Raw genomic sequence first — 17129 nt, forward strand, 5'->3', positions numbered from 1 at the left:
GAGTGGCAGTCGAACCGGGTTCCCTACGATCGGCGATCATGGCCGCACCACCGGAGGACGACACGCCTCCCTCGTACGACTCACCGGTCCGCTCGGTCGCCGTCCACCACGTGCGGGCCTCGCTGCGCGGAGCCGAGCGGCACGGCGTGGACGTCACCGTGCTCCTCGAACGGGCGGGCATCCCGGCGCAGTTGCTGGAGGTGCCGCTCGCCCGGGTGTCGCCCCGGCAGTTCGCCCGGCTCACCCAGGCGGTGTGGCAGGCCCTCGACGACGAGTTGCAGGGCCTCGGGCCCGGGCCCCTGAAGGTGGGCACCTTCGCGATGATGTGCCACGCCGTGGTGCACTGCAGCCCCGACCTGCGGACCGCGCTGAACCGCGCCAGCGCCTTCTACGGGCTGTTCCCCGGCGGACCCCGGTTCCAACTGGAGGAGGAGCCTGGGGAGTTGGGGCAGGAGACCGGCGAGGCGCGCGTCGTCTTCGACCTCACGGGCTTCGACGATCCCGATCACTACCTCGCCGAGTCCGCCACCGTCGTCGCGCACCGCTTCGCGGGCTGGCTGATCCGCCGACGGATCGACCTCACCCGGGTGGAGTTCAGCCACCCGGCGCCACCGCACTCGCTGGAGTACGACCTGCTCTACGGTGCTCCGTGCACGTTCCTGGCCCCGCGCACCGCCCTCGTCCTCGACCGCGCGATCCTCGATCGACCGGTGCTCCAGGACGAGGCCGGGTTGCGTGCCTTCCTGCGCCGGGCTCCGGGCGATGTGCTCGCCCGCCGGGACTACGGCGACACCACCGCGGCTCAGGTGCGCCGACTGCTGGGGCAGTCGCTGCCGGACCGGATGCCCGACCCGCAGGAGGTCGCGGCGCGGCTGGCGGTGAGTACGCAGACCCTGCGTCGGCGGCTGGCGGCGGAGGGCACCTCGTTCCAGCGGATCCGCGATCAACTGCGGCGCGATGTGGCCATCGCGGCGCTGGCCACGGGCGCCGTCTCCATCGAGGAGATCTCGCGGCAGGTGGGGTTCTCCGAGCCGAGTGCCTTCCACCGCGCCTTCAAACGCTGGACCGGCTCGGCTCCCCGCGCCTACCAACCCGGCGGCTGACCGACCTGCCCTGGAACGAACGCCCGGGTCAACGACCTTGAGCGGCACGGTCACGGCATCCGCCCGGCCCGAACTCGTACCGTACGAGCATCGAATCCGGAGAGGCGGAGCATGACAGTGGCCGTAGAAGCGGGGCTCGGGCGTGTGGGGATCTGGACCGCGAGCCTGGACGCGGTGCCTCCGGCGGCGGCCGGGCAGATCGCGGCGGAGCTGGAGGCCCAGGGGTGGGGCACCCTGTGGTTCGGCGAGGCCTACGGGCGGGAGGCCTTCACTCAGGCGGGGCTGCTGCTCGCCGCCACCGGACGCATGCGCGTGGCCACCGGCATCGCCAACATCTGGGCCCGTGACGCGGTCGCGGCCAACGCGGCGTCCCGCACCCTGGCCGCGGCCCACGACGGGCGGTTCGTGCTCGGGCTCGGGGTCAGCCACCGGCCCCTGGTCGAGCGGGTGCGCGGGGGCAGTTACGCCAAACCGGTCGCCGCCATGCGGGAGTACCTCACGGCGATGGCGGACGCGACCTTCTACGCCGCCGAGGCCGACGCAGCGCGCCCGCCCGTCCTGATCGCCGCCCTCGGGCCCCGGATGCTGGAGGCGGCCCGCGAACTCGCGGACGGCAGCCACCCGTATCTGGTGACGCCGGAACAGACCGCCGAGGTGCGGGCGGCGCTCGGGCCGGACAAGCTCGTGGCCGTCGAGATGGGCGCCGTACTCACCGAGGACCGCGAGACCGCGCTGCGCCGGGCCCACACCCACCTGGAGATCTACACCGGTCTGCCGAACTACCGGAACAACTGGCTGCGGGGCGGCTTCGACGAGACGGACCTCGGCCGCGGCGGCTCCGACCGGCTGGCCGAGGCGCTCATCGCCTGGGGCGACGAGGCGGCGATCCTCCGTCGCGTGCGCGAGCATCTCGCCGCCGGGGCCGACCACGTCTGCGTCCAGGTCCTGATGGAATCGGCCTTCGAGGTACCGACCGAGCCGTGGCGGGAACTCGCACCCGCGCTCGTGGGCGCCTGACCGGCCCCGCGCGCAGGGCACGACGCAGGCGGCGCGCCGGACCCGTAGGTCCGACGCGCCGCCTGCTCATTGCCCGATGTGAGCTACCTGTTCAGCACCCCCCAAGTGGTGTGCGGTGTCAGCGGCGGGCCTGGTGACCGCCGCCGTGGCCGCCGCCCTGGTGGCCGCCCTGGTGGCCGCCACCCTGGTGCCGGCCCCAGGAGAAGTCGTCGACGAGACGGTTGTGGTCGTTGCGCAGGGTGGCGGTGCCGCGGTCGTTGTCCCACACGTAGTTTCGGCGGTCCTGGAAGAGGTCCTTACGGGTGTCGCGGCCCTCACCGGAGTGGACGCGGACCGTGGCGCGGGGGGCCAGGCGGTAGTGGTGGAACGTGTACGTGCGGCCGTGGTCGTCCTTGAGGGTCCAGCCGTTCAGGTTGACCGCGTCGCGGGTGGTGTTGGTCAGGTCCACCCACTCGTTGTTCAGCGAACGGTTGGAGCGGTCCTCGCGTCCAGGGGAGTCGTACTGGAGGGCCGAGATCTTCACCTTCGGCCCGTGCGGTCGGGCGTGGTCGGCCGCGGACGCCGGCAACGTCACCACCGACACCAGGGCACCGGCGGCCAGTGCGGCGGCGGTGAGACGGCGGGCGGTGACAGAAGCGGAATCGGACACAGAGTCCCCCTGCATAGTGCGGGCACCCTCTCGAGAGCAGCGGTCATGACTGTCCCCGAGAGATTCGGTGCGGTGTGCTTGTGCGGCCGGTCGGCCTCACACCCACACTCTGTCCACCGAGTGCGGGACACGGGTGGGAATCGTGGATGCTTTTGCCTGTTGACCATGTATCCGTAACTCTCGACTGCACTGTCCATGTATGTCGTGTATGCGCGAGGTTGACGACCCGTCTCTGTGCGGCAGTTGGCCGCACCCCCGTTTTCGCCACACCACGCCACCCCACCTCGCCGAGGGCCGTCACCCGAAAGTGAGTAACAGCCGGTGAGGCCGTGGAATCGCTCCGGGGGCGTTGTCAGTGGTGGCAGGCAGGATGGAGGGCATGACGACACCAGCTGCAGTGATCGTGGATGCCGCCGCCTACGCACAGGCGGTCGAGGACGCGGTGAAGGCTTCGGCCGCCTATTACGCGGGCGACACGTCCGTGCTCGACGACGACGCCTACGACCGGCTGGTGCGCGGCATCGCCGCATGGGAGGCCGACCATCCCGAGCAGGTGCTGCCCGACTCGCCGACCGGGAAGGTCGCCGGTGGCGCCGTGGAGGGCGATGTCCCGCACACGGTGGCGATGCTGAGCCTGGACAACGTGTTCTCGCCGGAGGAGTTCACCGCCTGGACCGCGTCGCTGGCCCGGAGGATCGGCCACGACGTGGAGCAGTTCAGTATCGAGCCGAAGCTGGACGGCCTCGCCATCGCGGCCCGCTACACCGACGGCCGCCTCAGACAGCTGATCACCCGGGGCGACGGGACGGCCGGGGAGGACGTCTCGCACGCGATCGGCACCATCGAGGGGCTGCCCGTGGAGCTGGCCGAGCCGGTCACCATCGAGGTACGAGGCGAAGTCCTCATGACCAGCGCCCAGTTCGAGCACGCCAACGAGGTGCGCACCGCGCACGGCGGTCAGCCGTTCGCGAACCCGCGCGGTGCGTCCGCGGGCTCCCTGCGGGCCAGGGAGCGGGCCTACACCGTGCCGATGACGTTCTTCGGTTACGGTCTGCTGCCCCTGCCCGACACCGAGCCCGCGCTCGCCGACCGCCTGGGCGAGCTCGCGCACAGCGACCTGATGGCGCAGGCCGCGGCGTACGGGGTGAACACCACCGCGACCACCGCCGTGCCCGGCACCACCGCCGACACGGTCGAGCAGGTGCTGGCCCGGGTGCGCGAGATCGCCGCCCTGCGGGCCGAGCTGCCGTTCGGCATCGACGGGATCGTCATCAAGGCCGACCTGGCCGAGGACCAGCGGACGGCCGGTTCCGGAACACGCGCCCCGCGCTGGGCGATCGCCTACAAACTGCCCGCGGTCGAGAAGATCACCCGCCTCCTGGAGGTGGAGTGGAACGTGGGCCGCACCGGCATCATCGCCCCGCGCGCCGTGCTCGAACCGGTCGAGATCGACGGCGCCACCATCACCTACGCCACCCTCCACAACCCGGCCGACATCACCCGTCGCGATCTGCGCCTGGGCGACCACGTCATGGTCCACCGGGCCGGCGACGTCATTCCCCGCGTCGAGGCCCCCGTCGCCCATCTGCGCACCGGCGAGGAACAGCCCATCGCCTTCCCCGAGGTGTGTCCGCGCTGCGGGGCCGGCATCGACACCAGCGAGCAGCGCTGGCGCTGTGAGAACGGGCGCAACTGCCACCTGGTGGCCGCCCTCTCCTACGCCGCCGGCCGCGACCAGCTCGACATCGAGGGCCTCGGCCACACCCGTGTGGTGCAGCTCGTCGACGCGTGCCTGGTGACCGACCTCGCCGACCTGTTCGCCCTCACCCGCGAGCAACTCCTGGAACTGGAGCGGATGGGCGAGACCAGTACCGACAACCTCCTGGCCGGGATCGCCGCGGCGAAGCGGCAGCCGCTCTCGCGGGTGCTGTGCGCGCTCGGGATCCGCGGCACCGGCCGTTCCATGTCCCGCCGGATCGCCCGGTACTTCGCCACGATGGACCACATCCGCGCCGCCGACGCCGAGGCGATGCAGCGGGTCGACGGCATCGGTACCGAGAAGGCGCCGTCCATCGTCGCCGAGGTCGCCGAACTCGCCCCGCTCATCGACAAGTTGGCGGCTGCCGGGGTGAACATGACCGAGCCCGGCGCCACTCCGCCGCCCCCGCAGGACGCCGATGCCGACACCGACGCGAACGCCGGCTCCGACACCGACGCCGACCCCGACGGCCAGACGGAGGCCGCCGAGGCCGCCAGCGGACCGCTGACCGGGATGACGGTGGTCGTCACCGGCGCGATGACCGGCCCGCTGGAGAAGCTGAGCCGCAACCAGATGAACGAGCTCATCGAGCGCGCCGGCGGCCGCTCCTCCTCCAGCGTCTCCAAGAAGACCACCCTGGTGGTCGCCGGAGAGGGCGCCGGTTCCAAGCGCGCCAAGGCCGAGACGCTCGGCATCCGCCTGGTCACCCCGGACGAATTCGCCACCCTGGTCGCCGACTTCGTCGACTGATCGGCGCACCTCTCCGCCCCTCTCCGCGTTACTCCTCGTCGCGCAGCCGGGCCGCCAAAGAGGTCAGGTCCTCGGTCACTTCGGTGTGGCCCAGGGCCGTCAGTCGGGAGACCGCCGCGTCGAGGCGGGTGAGTGCGGGGGCCGGGCGTTCCAGGTAGAGGCCCTCCACGGCGCCCGCCAGGCGGACGCACTCGGCCCATTCGCCGACGCGTTCGTCGTCCTTTCCAGGCTCGCCGAGCAGGGAGAGCGCCTTCTCCAGGGCGACCAGCGCGTCCTCGTACTCGCCCGCGTATGCGTTGACCCGCCCGTGCTCGTAGGCCAGGGCGGAGTCCAGGGAACGGCCGTGGTAGTGGTACTCGGCGGCGGCCGCCTCTTCGGCGATCCGGCCCGCGTCGTCGAGGAAGCGGAGCGCGTCGGACAGGCCGTCGGGGCCCTGCTGCTGGGCCTGGAGGCGGGCGAGTTCGCGCAGGCAGCTGCTGAGCTGTTCGTAGCGCGGGTCCTTGGCGTGGGCGGCGATCGCCTGGTCCGCGACCTCGCGGGCCCTGCCGAACTCGCCGGACTCACCGAGGAGTACGGCGGTCTCCGCGGCGATCATGGCGTGGCTGCCCGGGTCGTCGTCCCAGCCTGCCGACGCGGCCGCGAGGGTGACGAACTCCGCCGTGGCGGCCTTGAGGTCCTCCCCCGCGCGCAGCGCACGGGCGCGGGTCAGGCGCAGCTGGGCGACGAGCCGGTCGTCCAACTCCCCTGAGACGACGTCCGGTTCGGCCAGCAGGGAGTCGAGCAGCGCGATGCAGTCCTCGACGCGGCCCAGGTCCAGGGTGAGTTGGGCCGCGTTGCTGTAGGAGCAGAACGCCTCCGTCCGGCTGCCGCGGCGCAGGGCCACCTCCGCCGAGCGCGTCAGGTGACGCAAGGCCTCGTCAGGTCGGCCCAGGCGCATGGCGGCTTCGGCGAGATCGCCCTGGAGTCGGGAGGTGTCGACGCTGTCCGCCGGCCACTCGGCGGCCAGCCGCAGGCCTTCGGTGAGGTCGTCGTAGGCGGACTGCGCGTCCCGGAGGCCGAGTTGGAGCCGGCCGCGCAGGCCGAGCGTCCGGGGCAGGTGCCAGGCGGGGCCCCGCGCCTTCAGCCGGCCGAGGAGGGCGTCGATCTCGGTGATCGCGGCGGGCAGGTCGCCGGAGAGGGCGTGCGCGCTGGCCCGCATCAGCAGGGCGCCGGAGATCTGTGTGCCGACGTCGTGCCGGGTGGCGAAGTCCTGCAGCAGGTCCACCTCGGCGAGGAGCGGCGCGACATGCTCGTCGCTCCCGGTGGCCTGCAGGCGCAGGCCGAGCGCGGTCGCGCGCAGCCGCAGCAGCCGGGCCTCCTGGTACGGCGCGAGTCCGGGCGTCTCCTCGTGGAGACGGACCACCGAGGCGTGGGCGGCGGTCAGCGCGATGACCTTCGCCTCGACCCCAGCGGCAGCCTTCACCTCGGCTTCAACGGCGGTTTTCGCCTCGGCTCCGTCCGTGCCCGTCGCCTCAGCTCCCTCCACGGCGGCATCCGCGGTCCTCGCCTCGGCTCCCCCGGCGTCCTCCGCGGGGATCTCGGCGATGGCGAGCACGGCGCAGGCTCGGGCTAGCGCCGCGTCACCCGCCGCTCCGGCGTCGTCGTACAGCGCCGCGGCCTCCTCGTGGAGCGCGGCGGCGTCGGCGAACTCGTCCTTGTCGCCAGCCCGGCTCGCCTCGTCGGCCAGCAGGTCCGCGCGCAGCTGTTCGAGCGGGCCCGCGGCCGGATCGTCGGGGTGGGTGTAGTCCCGGGCGGCCACGAGCGTACGCAACCGCGCCCAGCAGGCCTGCGCGTCCGGGTGTCCCTGCCGGTCCAACTCCCTTGCCCGGACGATGAGTTCGGGCAGGGAGTCGGGGAGGTCGGCGTCCGCACGCGGGGCGGCGGGCGCGGCCGTGGCCACGTCGTCGAGGCTGCGGGTGCGCAGGGTCAGGTCCAGCGCGTCCAGCAGCGGGGCGCGGTCGAGGCGGGCCCGGCGGCGGTCGGCGTGGGCCGTGGTGCCGTTGCGGGCGTCGAAGCGGGCGGCCAGGTCGTCCGCGCGACCGCGCACCTCGGCGCGCAGGGCGGCCACCGTCCAGCTGCGGCCCGGGTACCCGGCGGTGGGCAGTTCTCCGTGGCCGAGGGCCTCGACGCGCTGGAGGAGGGCCTCCACGCCGGTGAGGAAGCCCAGCTGGTCCATCGGCGAGTCGACGTCGTCGAACAGGTTCCGGTTCTCGGCGAGCAGTTCCAGGCCGCGGGCCTCGTTGCCGGTCAGCGCGCAGAACTCCAGGTGCCGGCCGACCTCCGTGGACATCGAGGGGTTGCGGCGGCAGCCGCGGTAGCCGACCAGGTGCAGTTCGCGGGCCCGGTCGGTGCGGCCGGTGCGCAGCAGGGGCAGCAGCGCGTACGAGACGGAGCGGGCCGGCTCCTCCTGGCAGGACTCCTTCCCGGCCAGGACGGGCTCCCAGGCGCTCAGCGCCCGCTCGTCGTCGCCCGCCGTGAGGTGGTACAGGGCGCGCTCGCAGATCTCGCAGGCCTCGCAGTCGCTGAGCCTGATGCGGGTGCGGCCCGCCCACAGCTCGTAGGCGAGGGAGGTGTCCTCGCCTGTGTGGACGGCGAGTTGGTAGGCCTGTCCGTAGTAGGGCTGGAGGCCGAGGTCGGCCTTCTCGTACCGGTCGCGCATCTCCTGCAGCCACTGGCGCAGGCTGGCCAGCGGCATCTCGGGCAGTGCGCGCAGCGCGGTGGCCACCCACTTGAACCGCCAGAACAGCATGTGGCGCAGACGCTCGTCGAAGACGTCGGGCTGCTCGTCGAAGAGGGTGAGCAGCCGGGCGAAGACGACGGGCGACTTCCGGGGTTCGGAGCCGTAGGTGTACGCCTCCTGGAGTTCGAGCAGCGCGTGGATGAGCGGGACGGGCTCCGCGAACTGCTCTGCGGCGTCGACGAGCTCCTCGGCGGTGACGGTGCGGGTGCGGCCGTAGGGCCGCCGGTCGTTCTCCTGCAGCGCCTGGAACAGCTCGTCCGTGTTCTGGGGGTGGGGTGCGGTCGGCATCGTCAGCTGTCCTTTCGGAGGGCGTGGGCGAGAAGGTCGAGGAAGGAGCGGTTGATGAGGCTCGACTCGGCGGGCCGCAGCGGGCGCCGGGAGAGCATCGCGGCCTGCCCGTAGAGGGCTTCGGCGCTGGTGCGGGCCAGCTCGGGCTCGTCGATGGAGACGGCGGTGCGGACCAGCGGGTTGAGCTGGTTGAGGATCAGCTGGGCGCGCGGTGCCTCCTGGCGCAGGGCGCCGAGGATGTCGCCCCACAGGCCGCCCTCCGACTCGCGGGCGAGCTGGGAGCGGGTGCGCTCGTGCCGGGCCTCGCGGCTGTCCACCAGGAGGGCGGGCGCGGAGGCGGGGTGGAAGGTGCGCAGCGCGACGTCGCAGTCGAAGACGGCGAGGGCGTCGCGGGCCAGGGCGAGGTAGGGCGCGGCGGCCAGTTCCGTCTCCCGGTCGACGGGGTCGAGGTGGGCGGTGAGGGTCGCCGGGTCGAGGTCGGCGACGCTGACCTCGGGCCTGATCTCGGGCAGCCGGTGGACCAGCTCACGGTCGTAGGTGTAGCCGCCGTTGACTACGCCGAGCCCGGCGGCCGAGGCGATCGCCGCGACCTGCCGGAACTCCTCCACGCTGGAGGTCACGAGCACGGTGCGGTGGGTGCGCGCGAACTCGTCGAGGGTGCTGTGCCCGTCGGTGGTCTCGAACGGCAGCCAGGGCAGCAGCATCCGCAGGATCTCGTCGTCGTGCACCGCGAGCGACTTCACGGCCAGGTGGTGCGCCTGGAGGAAGCGGGCGAGCAGGTCCGGGTCGCTGGCGGCGGCCCGGGCGATCCACGCGCGCAGCCGCTCGGCGAGGGCGTCGCGGACGGCGGCGAGCGTGTCGTCCTCGTACAGGGACTCGCGGGAGGCCGTCGGGCGCAGGCTCTCGGCGTCGACGACGCAGCGGACGAAGAAGGCCCACTCGGGCAGGATCTCCTCGGCCTGCTCGGACAGCAGCATGCCCTTGACGTGCACGCGATGGCCGTGCCGGCGTCCGGCGGGCACCGCCTCGGGCAGGACGCACGCGATGCCCTTGAGGCCGACCGCCGGCAGGTCCAGCTCGATGGTGTCCAGCGGGGTGAACCCGAGGGTCTCCTCGCCGAACGCGGCCAGCGCACGGGAGCGGGCTCCCGGTGTGGGGTACGTGCGAGCCCAGGGCGCCGGTTCGGGATTGACGGACGTGCCCGTGCCGCCCTTGCCGTCGTCGAAGGTCACCGGGTGGCGCAGCAGGGAGCCGAAGTGCCGGGCGAGCGCGTGCACTTGGACCGGGCGGGTCCACTCGCCCGCGTCGGCGCGCGGGGTCAGCGTGACGGTGGTGCCGGGCCGGGGGCGGGCGGAGGCGGGCAGGGTGCGGACGGTGTAGCTGCCGTCGCCGCGTCCCCGCCACTCCACGACGGGCGCGTCGGGCGCGGCGGCGGACCGGCTCAGTACGTGGATCTCGTCCGCGACCAGGAAGCAGGAGAGCAGGCCGATGCCGAACTGACCGATGAAGTCGGCCCGTTGCTCGGCGATCTTCTCCGCGCGCTTGCTGCTGCGGCCGATCGTGGCGAGGAAGGTGTGCACGTCGGCCTCGGTGAGACCGACGCCGTCGTCCTCGACGCGTACGACGGATCCGTCGGCGTAGAGACGGATGCCGAACGCGTCGGCGGGCGCGGCGGGTTCGAGGCGCCGCCGGGCGGTCAGCGCGTCCACCGCGTTCTGCATGAGTTCACGCAGGTAGACGCGGGGGCTGGAGTAGAGGTGATGGGAGAGGAGGTCGACGAGGCCGCGCAGATCCACCTGGAAGGTGCGGTCGGCGCCGGCCGGGCTCAAAGGGGTGTCGGGCAGTGTCATCGGGCAGTCCGGGGTGAGGTGAGCGACGAGCGGCGGGCGGGGTGGATCAGGCGTTGCGCCGGGCGCGGGCGTACATCTTTTCCGGCTGCGCCATGTACTTCCACGGCCATGGTGTGTAGGCGCCCCGGAGCTGCTGGAAGACGCGTGGCAACGCGCTGCGCGAGGACGCCAGCGAGAACGCCATGGCGAAGGTGTTGAAGTCCTCCTGCCAGCCCGGGAAACGCGCGTAGCCGGGGTGGAGGATGCTGCGCTCGGCCGCGTCCAGCAACTCGTCCTGGATCTCGGGGGCCACGAGGCAGTTCTTGTTGTCCGACTCCACCCAGTTCTCGATGTGGGCCATGGCGATCACACAGCCGAGACGGTGTCCCTCGGGCGCGCCGGCGAACGCCTCACGCGCGAACGCGAGGGCCTGGCCCGGCTCGCCGCTCCAGCGGGGCTGGAGGTACGACAGCCACTCGATGTGGGTCTCCAGGTCCAGCGGGTCGCGGCGCAGGGCGGCGTCGCGCCGGGTCTCGTTGACGGCGGGGCCCAGCGACATGCCCCGGCCGGAGGTGAGGAGACGGCGCCACGGCGTGACCCACTCGGGTCTCAACTCGGCGGCCTCCAGCAGCTGTTCCTCGGCTATGTGCAGCCGCTCGTGGAAGATCCGCCACTGTTCCTGCGTGACGTTCACGGCACGGTCGGCGGTGCGCGCCTCCCAGCCCCAACTGATGTGGCGCGCCCCGGATATCAGCAGGGCGGTCGCCCGGTGCTCCTTGTCCTCCTCGACGGCCCGGCCGATCCAGTCCTGCACCCCGTCCAGCTCGGCGAGTTCGCCCAGCACCTGGTGCTCACGGCCGAGGTCGAAGGGGGCCAGCGCGGCCTTGACCGCCTCCCAGTCACCCGCGTCGGCCGCCTCCACCAGCGCGAGCACCCGCGTGTCCCCGAGCGCGCGCAGCGTGTACATCCCGTTCCTCTGCAGGCGCGGGCCGGGAAGGGCGTGCGGATCCTCCGCCGGTCTCTCCGCACCTCTCCCGAACAGCTTCCCCAACATGCCGCGCCCTCCCCTGGTCCCGCGTGATCGTCCGGAGCAGCATAAACGGCACCACCGACACCGCTTCCACAGGGTTTTCACCGGTGCTCCACGCTTCCGGGCCAGGTCCCGTCCGCTCGCCGAGCCGACGCTCCGATCAGCGCCTCCAGGGAATCCCTTCCGCCTGACAGAAGCCGTCTTGCCGAGCTGTCGCGCGCGTCACGACGCTGGTCCCAACCACGGCACGCGGGGCGAGGGCGCCCCGCTCTCAGGGACGGGATCGCCATGCCGCACACGACCGCCTTCGCCAGGAACCAGTGGTACGTCGCCGCCTACAGCCACGAGATCGGCCGGGAGTTGCTCGGCCGGACGATCCTCGGTGAGCCCCTGGTCTTCTACCGCACCGAGGACGAGGGAACCCCCGTCGCCCTGCACGACCGCTGTGTGCACCGCCGTTACCCCCTCTCCGAGAGCGGGCTCGACGGGGACCGGATCGTCTGCGGGTACCACGGGTTCACGTACGACACGAGCGGCGCCTGCGTGTACGTGCCCGGGCAGAAACGCATACCTCGTACCGCCCGCGTCGCCTCCTACCCGGTCGTCGAGCTGGACGCGCTGATCTGGGTGTGGATCGGCGACCCGGCCCTCGCCGACGCCGGGACCATCCCGCGCGCCCGGCACCTCGACTCCCCGGGCTGGGTCACCGTCTCCGGGATGGAGCCGATCGACGCCGACTACGGGCTGCTCGTCGACAACCTGCTCGACCTCTCCCACGAGACGTATCTGCACGGCGGGTACATCGGCACGCCCGAGGTCGCCGAGACGCCGATCACCACCGAGGTCGACGAGGGCGCCGGGATCGTGCGGGTGAGCCGGCACATGGACGACGCCGAGTGCCCGCCGTTCTACGCCCGTTCGACCGGGATCGAGGGGCGGATCACTCGCTGGCAGGACATCGAGTACCACGCGCCGTGCCTGTATCTGCTGCACAGCCGGATCGCGCCGGTCGGTGTGGTGCCGGAGGCCGACGGCAGCGATCCGAACGGCTTCCACACCGAGATCACGTACGCCATCACGCCCTCCGCCGACGGTCACGTCTACGACTTCTGGGCCGTCTCGCGCGACTGGGCGACGGAGGACGCCGAGGTCACCGAGTTCCTGCGGGGCAACAACCACACCGTCGTGATGCAGGACGTCGACGCGCTCAACCTCCTGCAGAAGACGCTCGGTTCGGAGCGGACGGGCTACCAGGAACTCAGCATCAACATCGACACCGGCGGCCTGGCCGCGCGCCGCATCCTCGCCCGGCTGGTCGAGGAGGGCGACAAGCCCGTGGAGAAGGTGCTGTGAGCGGCAGCCCCACCGGGGAGGTCTACCGCATCGACTGGCTGCCCGGCACGGACGTCCTGCACGGTACGTGCCACTGCGGCCGGGAACACACCTCGCAGGATCCGATCAAGATGTGGGAGTGGATGCTCGCCCACCCGAACGGACACGAACCGCAGGGACACGACTCATGACCGCGTACGAAGCCGAACTCGTCGTCTCCGGAAGGGACTTCGCCGCCGACGGCGTGCTCGCCCTCACCCTGCGCCACCCGCTCGGCGAGCAACTCCCCTCCTGGGAGCCCGGTGCCCACATCGACGTCGTGCTCGGTCCGGAGCTGGAGCGGCAGTACTCCCTGTGCGGGGACCCCGCGGACCATACGGCCTGGCGGATCGCCGTGCTGCGGGAGCCGGACGGGCGGGGTGGATCCGCCCATGTGCACGAGGAGTTGGGGGAGGGCGACAAGGTCCGGGTACGCGGGCCGCGCAACCACTTCCGGCTGGAGCCGGCGCCCCGGTACCGATTCGTCGCCGGCGGGATCGGGATCACCCCGATCCTGCCGATGCTGGCCGCGGCCGAGGCGGCGGGTGCGGAATGGACGTTGCTCTACGGCGGGCGGACCCGGCAATCCATCGCGTTCACGGAGGAGTTGGGGCGGTACGGGGACCGGGTCACCGTCGCCCCGCAGGACGAGACCGGGCTGCTGGACCTCGCCTCCGTGCTGGACGACCTGCCCGAGGGCACGCTCGTCTACTGCTGCGGTCCCGGGCCGCTGCTCGACGCGGTGGAGGAGCGGTGTCCGGCGCCGGTGCTGCGGGTCGAGCGGTTCCAGCCGAAGGTCCAACAGGGCGGTGAGAACGGCGAGTTCGAGGTCGAGCTGGCGCAGAGCGGGCGTACCGTCACGGTCGCCCCGGACGTCTCCGTGCTCGACGCCGTCCGCGCCGCCGGTGTCGAGGTGCTGTTCTCCTGCACCGAGGGGACCTGCGGCACCTGCGAGACCGATGTGCTCGACGGCGTCCCGGACCACCGGGACTCGGTGCTCACCGCAGAGGAGCGGGCGGGCGGCGAGACGATGATGATCTGTGTGTCGCGCTGCCGGGGGAAGCGGCTCGTGCTGGACCTGTGATCGCGAGGTCGGCGTCGATCCGGTCGACCGTCGCGAACAGGTGCGGCAGCAGGTCGCGGCGGATCGACTCGACGGAGGTGCGGCCCGCGGGCACCGCGATGTTGACGGCCGCGGCCACCATGCCGTCCCGGTCCCGCACCGGGGCGGCGACCGATCGCAGCCCCTCCTCCAGTTCCTGGTCGACGATCGCGTACCCCTGTCGGCGCACCCGGCGCAGCTCCGCCCGCAGGGCCCGCGCCGAGACGATGGTCCGGTCGGTCAGCGGGCGCAGTTCCACGCGGGCGAGCCGGGCGTCGACCTCCTCGTCCGGGAGGTACGCGAGGATGACCCGGCCCACCGACGTCACATGGGCCGGGAATCGGGTGCCGAGGGTGATCGTGGCGGACATGATGCGGCGGGTCGGTACCCGGACCACGTAGACGATGTCGTCGCCGTCGAGGACGCACAGTGACGACGACTCCCGTACCTGGGCGACGAGTTGGTCCAGATGGGGCTCGGCGATCTGCGGCAGGGTGACGCTGGAGAGGTAGGAGTAGCCGAGTTCCAGGACGCGCGGGGTGAGGCGGAACAGACGCCCGTCCTGATGGACGTATCCCAGGTCGACCAGGGTGAGGAGCAGGCGGCGGGTGGCCGCGCGGGTCAGCTCGCAGGTGTCGGCGACCTCGCTCAGGGTGCGGGCGGGATGCTCCTCGTCGAAGGCGCGGATCACGGCGAGACCGCGCTCGAAGGACCTCACGAAGTGTGGTGCACGGGCGCCCGCTGGCATTGCCGCCTCCAAAAGTGTCAACAATGTTGTCGGCGAACCCATTGACCCGACCCGTTGCGGCTTCTACCTTCCGGCTGTGCGAGTCCGCGCACTACTGTGCGCCTTGCGCACGACCTGTCGGAACACCGTTGCACCGTTGTTGTCTGCACAGGAGGAGCCATGCGCCGTCTGCTCGCCGGTCTCACCGCCGGTGCCTTCCTGCTCGTCGCGACCGCCTGTGGTTCGTCCGACGACTCCAACTCGTCGTCGGACAAGGGCTCGTCGTCCGGCGGCACCACCACCGTCAAGGTGGGGATCATCCCCATCGTCGACGTCGCCCCGCTCTATCTCGGCCAGAAGAAGGGCTTCTTCAGCAAGCAGGGACTGAAGCTCTCGATGACGCTCGCGCAGGGCGGCGCGGCCATCGTGCCCGGCGTGACGAGTGGTCAGTTCCAGTTCGGGTTCTCCAACATGACCTCGCTGATGGTCGCCCAGTCCAACAACGTGCCCATCGAGGCCATCGCCAACGGCGTCGCCTCAACGGGCGTCGAGGGCAAGGACTTCGGCGGGCTCGTGGTGAAGAAGGGCAGCCCCATCAAGTCGGCGAAGGAACTCGAGGGCAAGAAGGTCGCCGTCAACACCCTCAAGAACATCAACGAGATCGTGGTGCGCGACTCGATCCGCAGGGCGGGAGGCGACCCGGACAAGGTGAACCTGGTCGAGCTGGCCTTCGACCAGATGCCGGCCGCGCTGGACTCGGGCCAGATCGACGCGGCGATGGCGGTCGAGCCCGCGCTCACCACCATGAAGCTCCAGGGCGCCGTCGAGATCGCCTCCCCCATGGTCGACGTGGCCCCGGACCTCACGGTCGCCATGTACTTCACCTCGACCGCGTACGCACAGAAGAACCCGGCCATCGTGAAGAAGTTCCAGGAGGCCACCGCCGAGTCCCTCGCCTACACCGACACCCACCCGGACGAGGTCCGCCAGATCGTCACCACGTACACCAAGACCCCGGCGAACGTGCTGGCCGCGCTGACCCTGCCCAAGTGGCCTGCCGACGCGAACCGTTCCTCGATCGAGGCGCTGGAGAAGCTGAGCGAGCAGTACGGCCTCTTCAAGACGGCCCCCGACCTCGACAAGCTGCTGCCGTGAGGGGATCGAACACCGCGCTCGGCGCGGCCGGGCTCGCGGTCTTCCTCGCCCTGGGCGAGGCGGTGCCGCGGCTCGGTCTCGTCAAGGAGGCCTACTTCCCGCCGACCAGCCGCATCGCGTCGGCCCTGTGGGACGAGGTCACCACCGACGGTTTCTGGTCGGCGCTCGGCGACACCCTCACCGGCTGGGCGGTCGGCCTGGCCATCGCGGTCTGCGCGGGTGTCGTCGTCGGCGTGACCGTCTCGATCGTGCCGTACCTGCGCGAGACGACCGCCTCGACCATCGAGTTCCTGCGCCCGATCCCGTCGGTGGCGCTCATCCCGCTGGCCGTCCTGCTGTACGGCGCCGAACTGAAGTCGGTGCTCATCCTGGTCGTGTACGCCTCCTTCTGGCAGGTGCTCGTCCAGACCCTGTACGGCGTCCAGGACGTAGACCCGGTCGCCGAGGAGACGGCGCGCTCGTACGGCCTCGGCACCTGGGCGCGGGTGCGCCATGTGCTGTGGCCGACGGCGCTGCCCTACGTCATGACCGGGGTGCGGCTCGCCGCCGCGGTGGCGCTGATCCTCGCCATCACCGCCGAACTCATCATCGGCGCACCGGGGTTGGGCCAGGAGATCGCCGTCGCGCAGACCTCACAGGCGGTGCCGGAGATGTACGCGCTGATCGTGGTCACCGGGGTGCTGGGGCTGCTCATCAACGTCGGCGCGCGTACGGTGGAACGGCGGGCGCTGGCCTGGCACCAGTCGGTGCGCGGGGAGGTGGCGGTGTGATCGGACGCCTGCTGCTGCGGCTGCTGTTCGTGCTCGCGCTGCCCGTGGTGCTGGTCGCCCTGTGGTGGGCCGCGTCGGACGGCAACACCGACCCCTTCTGGCCGCCGCTGCGGACGATCCTCAGGACCTTCCCGGACGTCTGGACCGTCGACCGGCTGCGCACGGACGTCGTACCGAGCGTCCTGCGCCTCCTCTCGGGCTACGCCACAGCGGCCGTCGTCGGCATGGCGCTCGGCACCGTCATCGGCTCCTACCGCGGGGTGCGTGCGGTGTGCGAACCGGTCCTGGAGTTCCTGCGGGCGGTGCCGCCACCGGTGTTGATTCCGGTCATCATGCTGTTCGCGGGCATCGGCGACACGATGAAGATCGTGGTGATCGCGAGCGGCTGCGTCTGGCCGATCCTGCTCAACACGGTCGAGGGCGTCCGCGCGGTGGACTCGGTGATGCTGGAGACGGCCCGCTCGTACGGTGTCAAGGGCCCGGCGCGCCTGCGCCACTTGGTCCTGCCCTCCGCGAGCCCGCAGATCTTCGCGGGCCTGCGCCAGGCGCTGTCGATCGGCATCATCCTGATGGTCATCAGCGAGATGTTCGCGGCGAGCAACGGCATCGGCTTCACCGTCGTCCAGTTCCAACGCAGCTTCGCGATCCCCGACATGTGGACCGGGATCCTCGTCCTCGGCCTGCTCGGCTTCCTGCTCTCCGTCGTCTTCCAACTGGTCGAGCGCCGGGTGCTCGGCTGGTACCACGGTCTGCGCGCCTCCACCCGGCGGTCCTGAGTGAACTTCGTGAAGGGGCGGTCC

Annotated in this window: 14 protein-coding genes; 9 read left to right on the forward strand and 5 right to left on the reverse strand. The window is 71.7% G+C overall.

Going from position 1 to position 17129, the window contains the following annotated elements; all coding sequences use genetic code 11:
- Window positions 1-38 precede the first annotated feature (38 nt).
- Both M2283_RS01490 and M2283_RS01495 read left to right on the forward strand, forming a co-directional pair.
- Complete coding sequence (locus M2283_RS01490; protein WP_280874066.1) at window positions 39-1103, forward strand: AraC family transcriptional regulator; 1065 nt, start codon at window positions 39-41, stop codon at window positions 1101-1103.
- Between the two features lie 111 nt (window positions 1104-1214).
- Window positions 1215-2120: a TIGR03620 family F420-dependent LLM class oxidoreductase gene (locus M2283_RS01495; protein ID WP_280874067.1), complete on the forward strand. Its 906-nt coding sequence runs from the start codon at window positions 1215-1217 to the stop codon at window positions 2118-2120.
- A 118-nt stretch (window positions 2121-2238) separates the two neighbouring features.
- On the opposite strand, the gene M2283_RS01500 is transcribed toward M2283_RS01495, so the two are convergent.
- A complete protein-coding gene (locus M2283_RS01500) occupies window positions 2239-2769 on the reverse strand; it encodes a lamin tail domain-containing protein (RefSeq protein WP_280874068.1) in 531 nt (176 codons plus the stop codon).
- Window positions 2770-3148: 379 nt separating this feature from the next.
- Here M2283_RS01500 and ligA point away from each other — a divergent pair, with 379 nt between their 5' ends.
- Window positions 3149-5278, forward strand: coding sequence for an NAD-dependent DNA ligase LigA (gene ligA, locus M2283_RS01505; RefSeq protein WP_280874069.1), 2130 nt, complete (start codon window positions 3149-3151; stop codon window positions 5276-5278).
- Window positions 5279-5306: 28 nt separating this feature from the next.
- On the opposite strand, the gene M2283_RS01510 is transcribed toward ligA, so the two are convergent.
- The 3 genes from M2283_RS01510 to M2283_RS01520 are packed head-to-tail and all read right to left on the reverse strand — an operon-like array spanning window position 5307 to window position 11228.
- Entirely contained in the window at window positions 5307-8345 is a 3039-nt protein-coding gene (locus tag M2283_RS01510) for a hypothetical protein (RefSeq protein ID WP_280874070.1), read from the reverse strand.
- Window positions 8346-8347: 2 nt separating this feature from the next.
- Window positions 8348-10195: an HSP90 family protein gene (locus M2283_RS01515; protein ID WP_280874071.1), complete on the reverse strand. Its 1848-nt coding sequence runs from the start codon at window positions 10193-10195 to the stop codon at window positions 8348-8350.
- Between the two features lie 46 nt (window positions 10196-10241).
- Window positions 10242-11228 (reverse strand): hypothetical protein, encoded by a 987-nt coding sequence (locus M2283_RS01520; RefSeq protein ID WP_280874072.1) that lies wholly within the window; start codon window positions 11226-11228, stop codon window positions 10242-10244.
- 264 nt (window positions 11229-11492) lie between these two features.
- Here M2283_RS01520 and M2283_RS01525 point away from each other — a divergent pair, with 264 nt between their 5' ends.
- From M2283_RS01525 to M2283_RS01535, 3 genes are read left to right on the forward strand one after another with little or no spacing between them, the layout of a single operon-like run.
- Window positions 11493-12557 (forward strand): aromatic ring-hydroxylating dioxygenase subunit alpha, encoded by a 1065-nt coding sequence (locus tag M2283_RS01525; protein ID WP_280874073.1) that lies wholly within the window; start codon window positions 11493-11495, stop codon window positions 12555-12557.
- Complete coding sequence (locus M2283_RS01530; RefSeq protein WP_280874074.1) at window positions 12554-12727, forward strand: hypothetical protein; 174 nt, start codon at window positions 12554-12556, stop codon at window positions 12725-12727. Before M2283_RS01525 ends, M2283_RS01530 begins: the two co-directional genes overlap by 4 nt.
- Window positions 12724-13659 (forward strand): PDR/VanB family oxidoreductase, encoded by a 936-nt coding sequence (locus M2283_RS01535; protein WP_280874075.1) that lies wholly within the window; start codon window positions 12724-12726, stop codon window positions 13657-13659. The genes M2283_RS01530 and M2283_RS01535 overlap by 4 nt, the downstream gene beginning before the upstream one ends.
- Here the strand turns inward: M2283_RS01535 and M2283_RS01540 are convergent.
- A complete protein-coding gene (locus tag M2283_RS01540) occupies window positions 13574-14425 on the reverse strand; it encodes an IclR family transcriptional regulator domain-containing protein (protein ID WP_280874076.1) in 852 nt (283 codons plus the stop codon). The genes M2283_RS01535 and M2283_RS01540 overlap by 86 nt on opposite strands.
- A gap of 159 nt (window positions 14426-14584) precedes the next feature.
- Here M2283_RS01540 and M2283_RS01545 point away from each other — a divergent pair, with 159 nt between their 5' ends.
- From M2283_RS01545 to M2283_RS01555, 3 genes are read left to right on the forward strand one after another with little or no spacing between them, the layout of a single operon-like run.
- Window positions 14585-15559, forward strand: coding sequence for an ABC transporter substrate-binding protein (locus M2283_RS01545; protein ID WP_280874077.1), 975 nt, complete (start codon window positions 14585-14587; stop codon window positions 15557-15559).
- On the forward strand, window positions 15556-16329 hold the full coding sequence (locus M2283_RS01550; RefSeq protein WP_280874078.1) for an ABC transporter permease: 774 nt from the start codon (window positions 15556-15558) through the stop codon (window positions 16327-16329). The genes M2283_RS01545 and M2283_RS01550 overlap by 4 nt, the downstream gene beginning before the upstream one ends.
- The gene (locus tag M2283_RS01555; protein ID WP_280874679.1) at window positions 16329-17105 is read left to right on the forward strand and encodes an ABC transporter permease; all 777 of its coding nucleotides are present in this window, start codon (window positions 16329-16331) and stop codon (window positions 17103-17105) included. The genes M2283_RS01550 and M2283_RS01555 overlap by 1 nt, the downstream gene beginning before the upstream one ends.
- Window positions 17106-17129 lie beyond the last annotated feature (24 nt).

Origin of the sequence: Streptomyces pseudovenezuelae, assembly GCF_029892565.1 — a bacterium.
Lineage (GTDB): Bacteria > Actinomycetota > Actinomycetes > Streptomycetales > Streptomycetaceae > Streptomyces > Streptomyces pseudovenezuelae_A.

Excerpts from the sequence above, each read along its gene's own strand:
- M2283_RS01490 (WP_280874066.1), top strand. The coding sequence starts at position 39 with ATGGCCGCACCACCGGAGGACGACACGCCTCCCTCGTACGACTCACCG.
- M2283_RS01495 (WP_280874067.1), top strand. The coding sequence starts at position 1,215 with ATGACAGTGGCCGTAGAAGCGGGGCTCGGGCGTGTGGGGATCTGGACC.
- M2283_RS01525 (WP_280874073.1), top strand. The coding sequence starts at position 11,493 with ATGCCGCACACGACCGCCTTCGCCAGGAACCAGTGGTACGTCGCCGCC.
- M2283_RS01515 (WP_280874071.1), bottom strand. The coding sequence starts at position 10,195 with ATGACACTGCCCGACACCCCTTTGAGCCCGGCCGGCGCCGACCGCACC.
- M2283_RS01540 (WP_280874076.1), bottom strand. The coding sequence starts at position 14,425 with ATGCCAGCGGGCGCCCGTGCACCACACTTCGTGAGGTCCTTCGAGCGC.
- M2283_RS01535 (WP_280874075.1), top strand. The coding sequence starts at position 12,724 with ATGACCGCGTACGAAGCCGAACTCGTCGTCTCCGGAAGGGACTTCGCC.
- M2283_RS01520 (WP_280874072.1), bottom strand. The coding sequence starts at position 11,228 with ATGTTGGGGAAGCTGTTCGGGAGAGGTGCGGAGAGACCGGCGGAGGAT.
- M2283_RS01545 (WP_280874077.1), top strand. The coding sequence starts at position 14,585 with ATGCGCCGTCTGCTCGCCGGTCTCACCGCCGGTGCCTTCCTGCTCGTC.
- ligA (WP_280874069.1), top strand. The coding sequence starts at position 3,149 with ATGACGACACCAGCTGCAGTGATCGTGGATGCCGCCGCCTACGCACAG.
- M2283_RS01510 (WP_280874070.1), bottom strand. The coding sequence starts at position 8,345 with ATGCCGACCGCACCCCACCCCCAGAACACGGACGAGCTGTTCCAGGCG.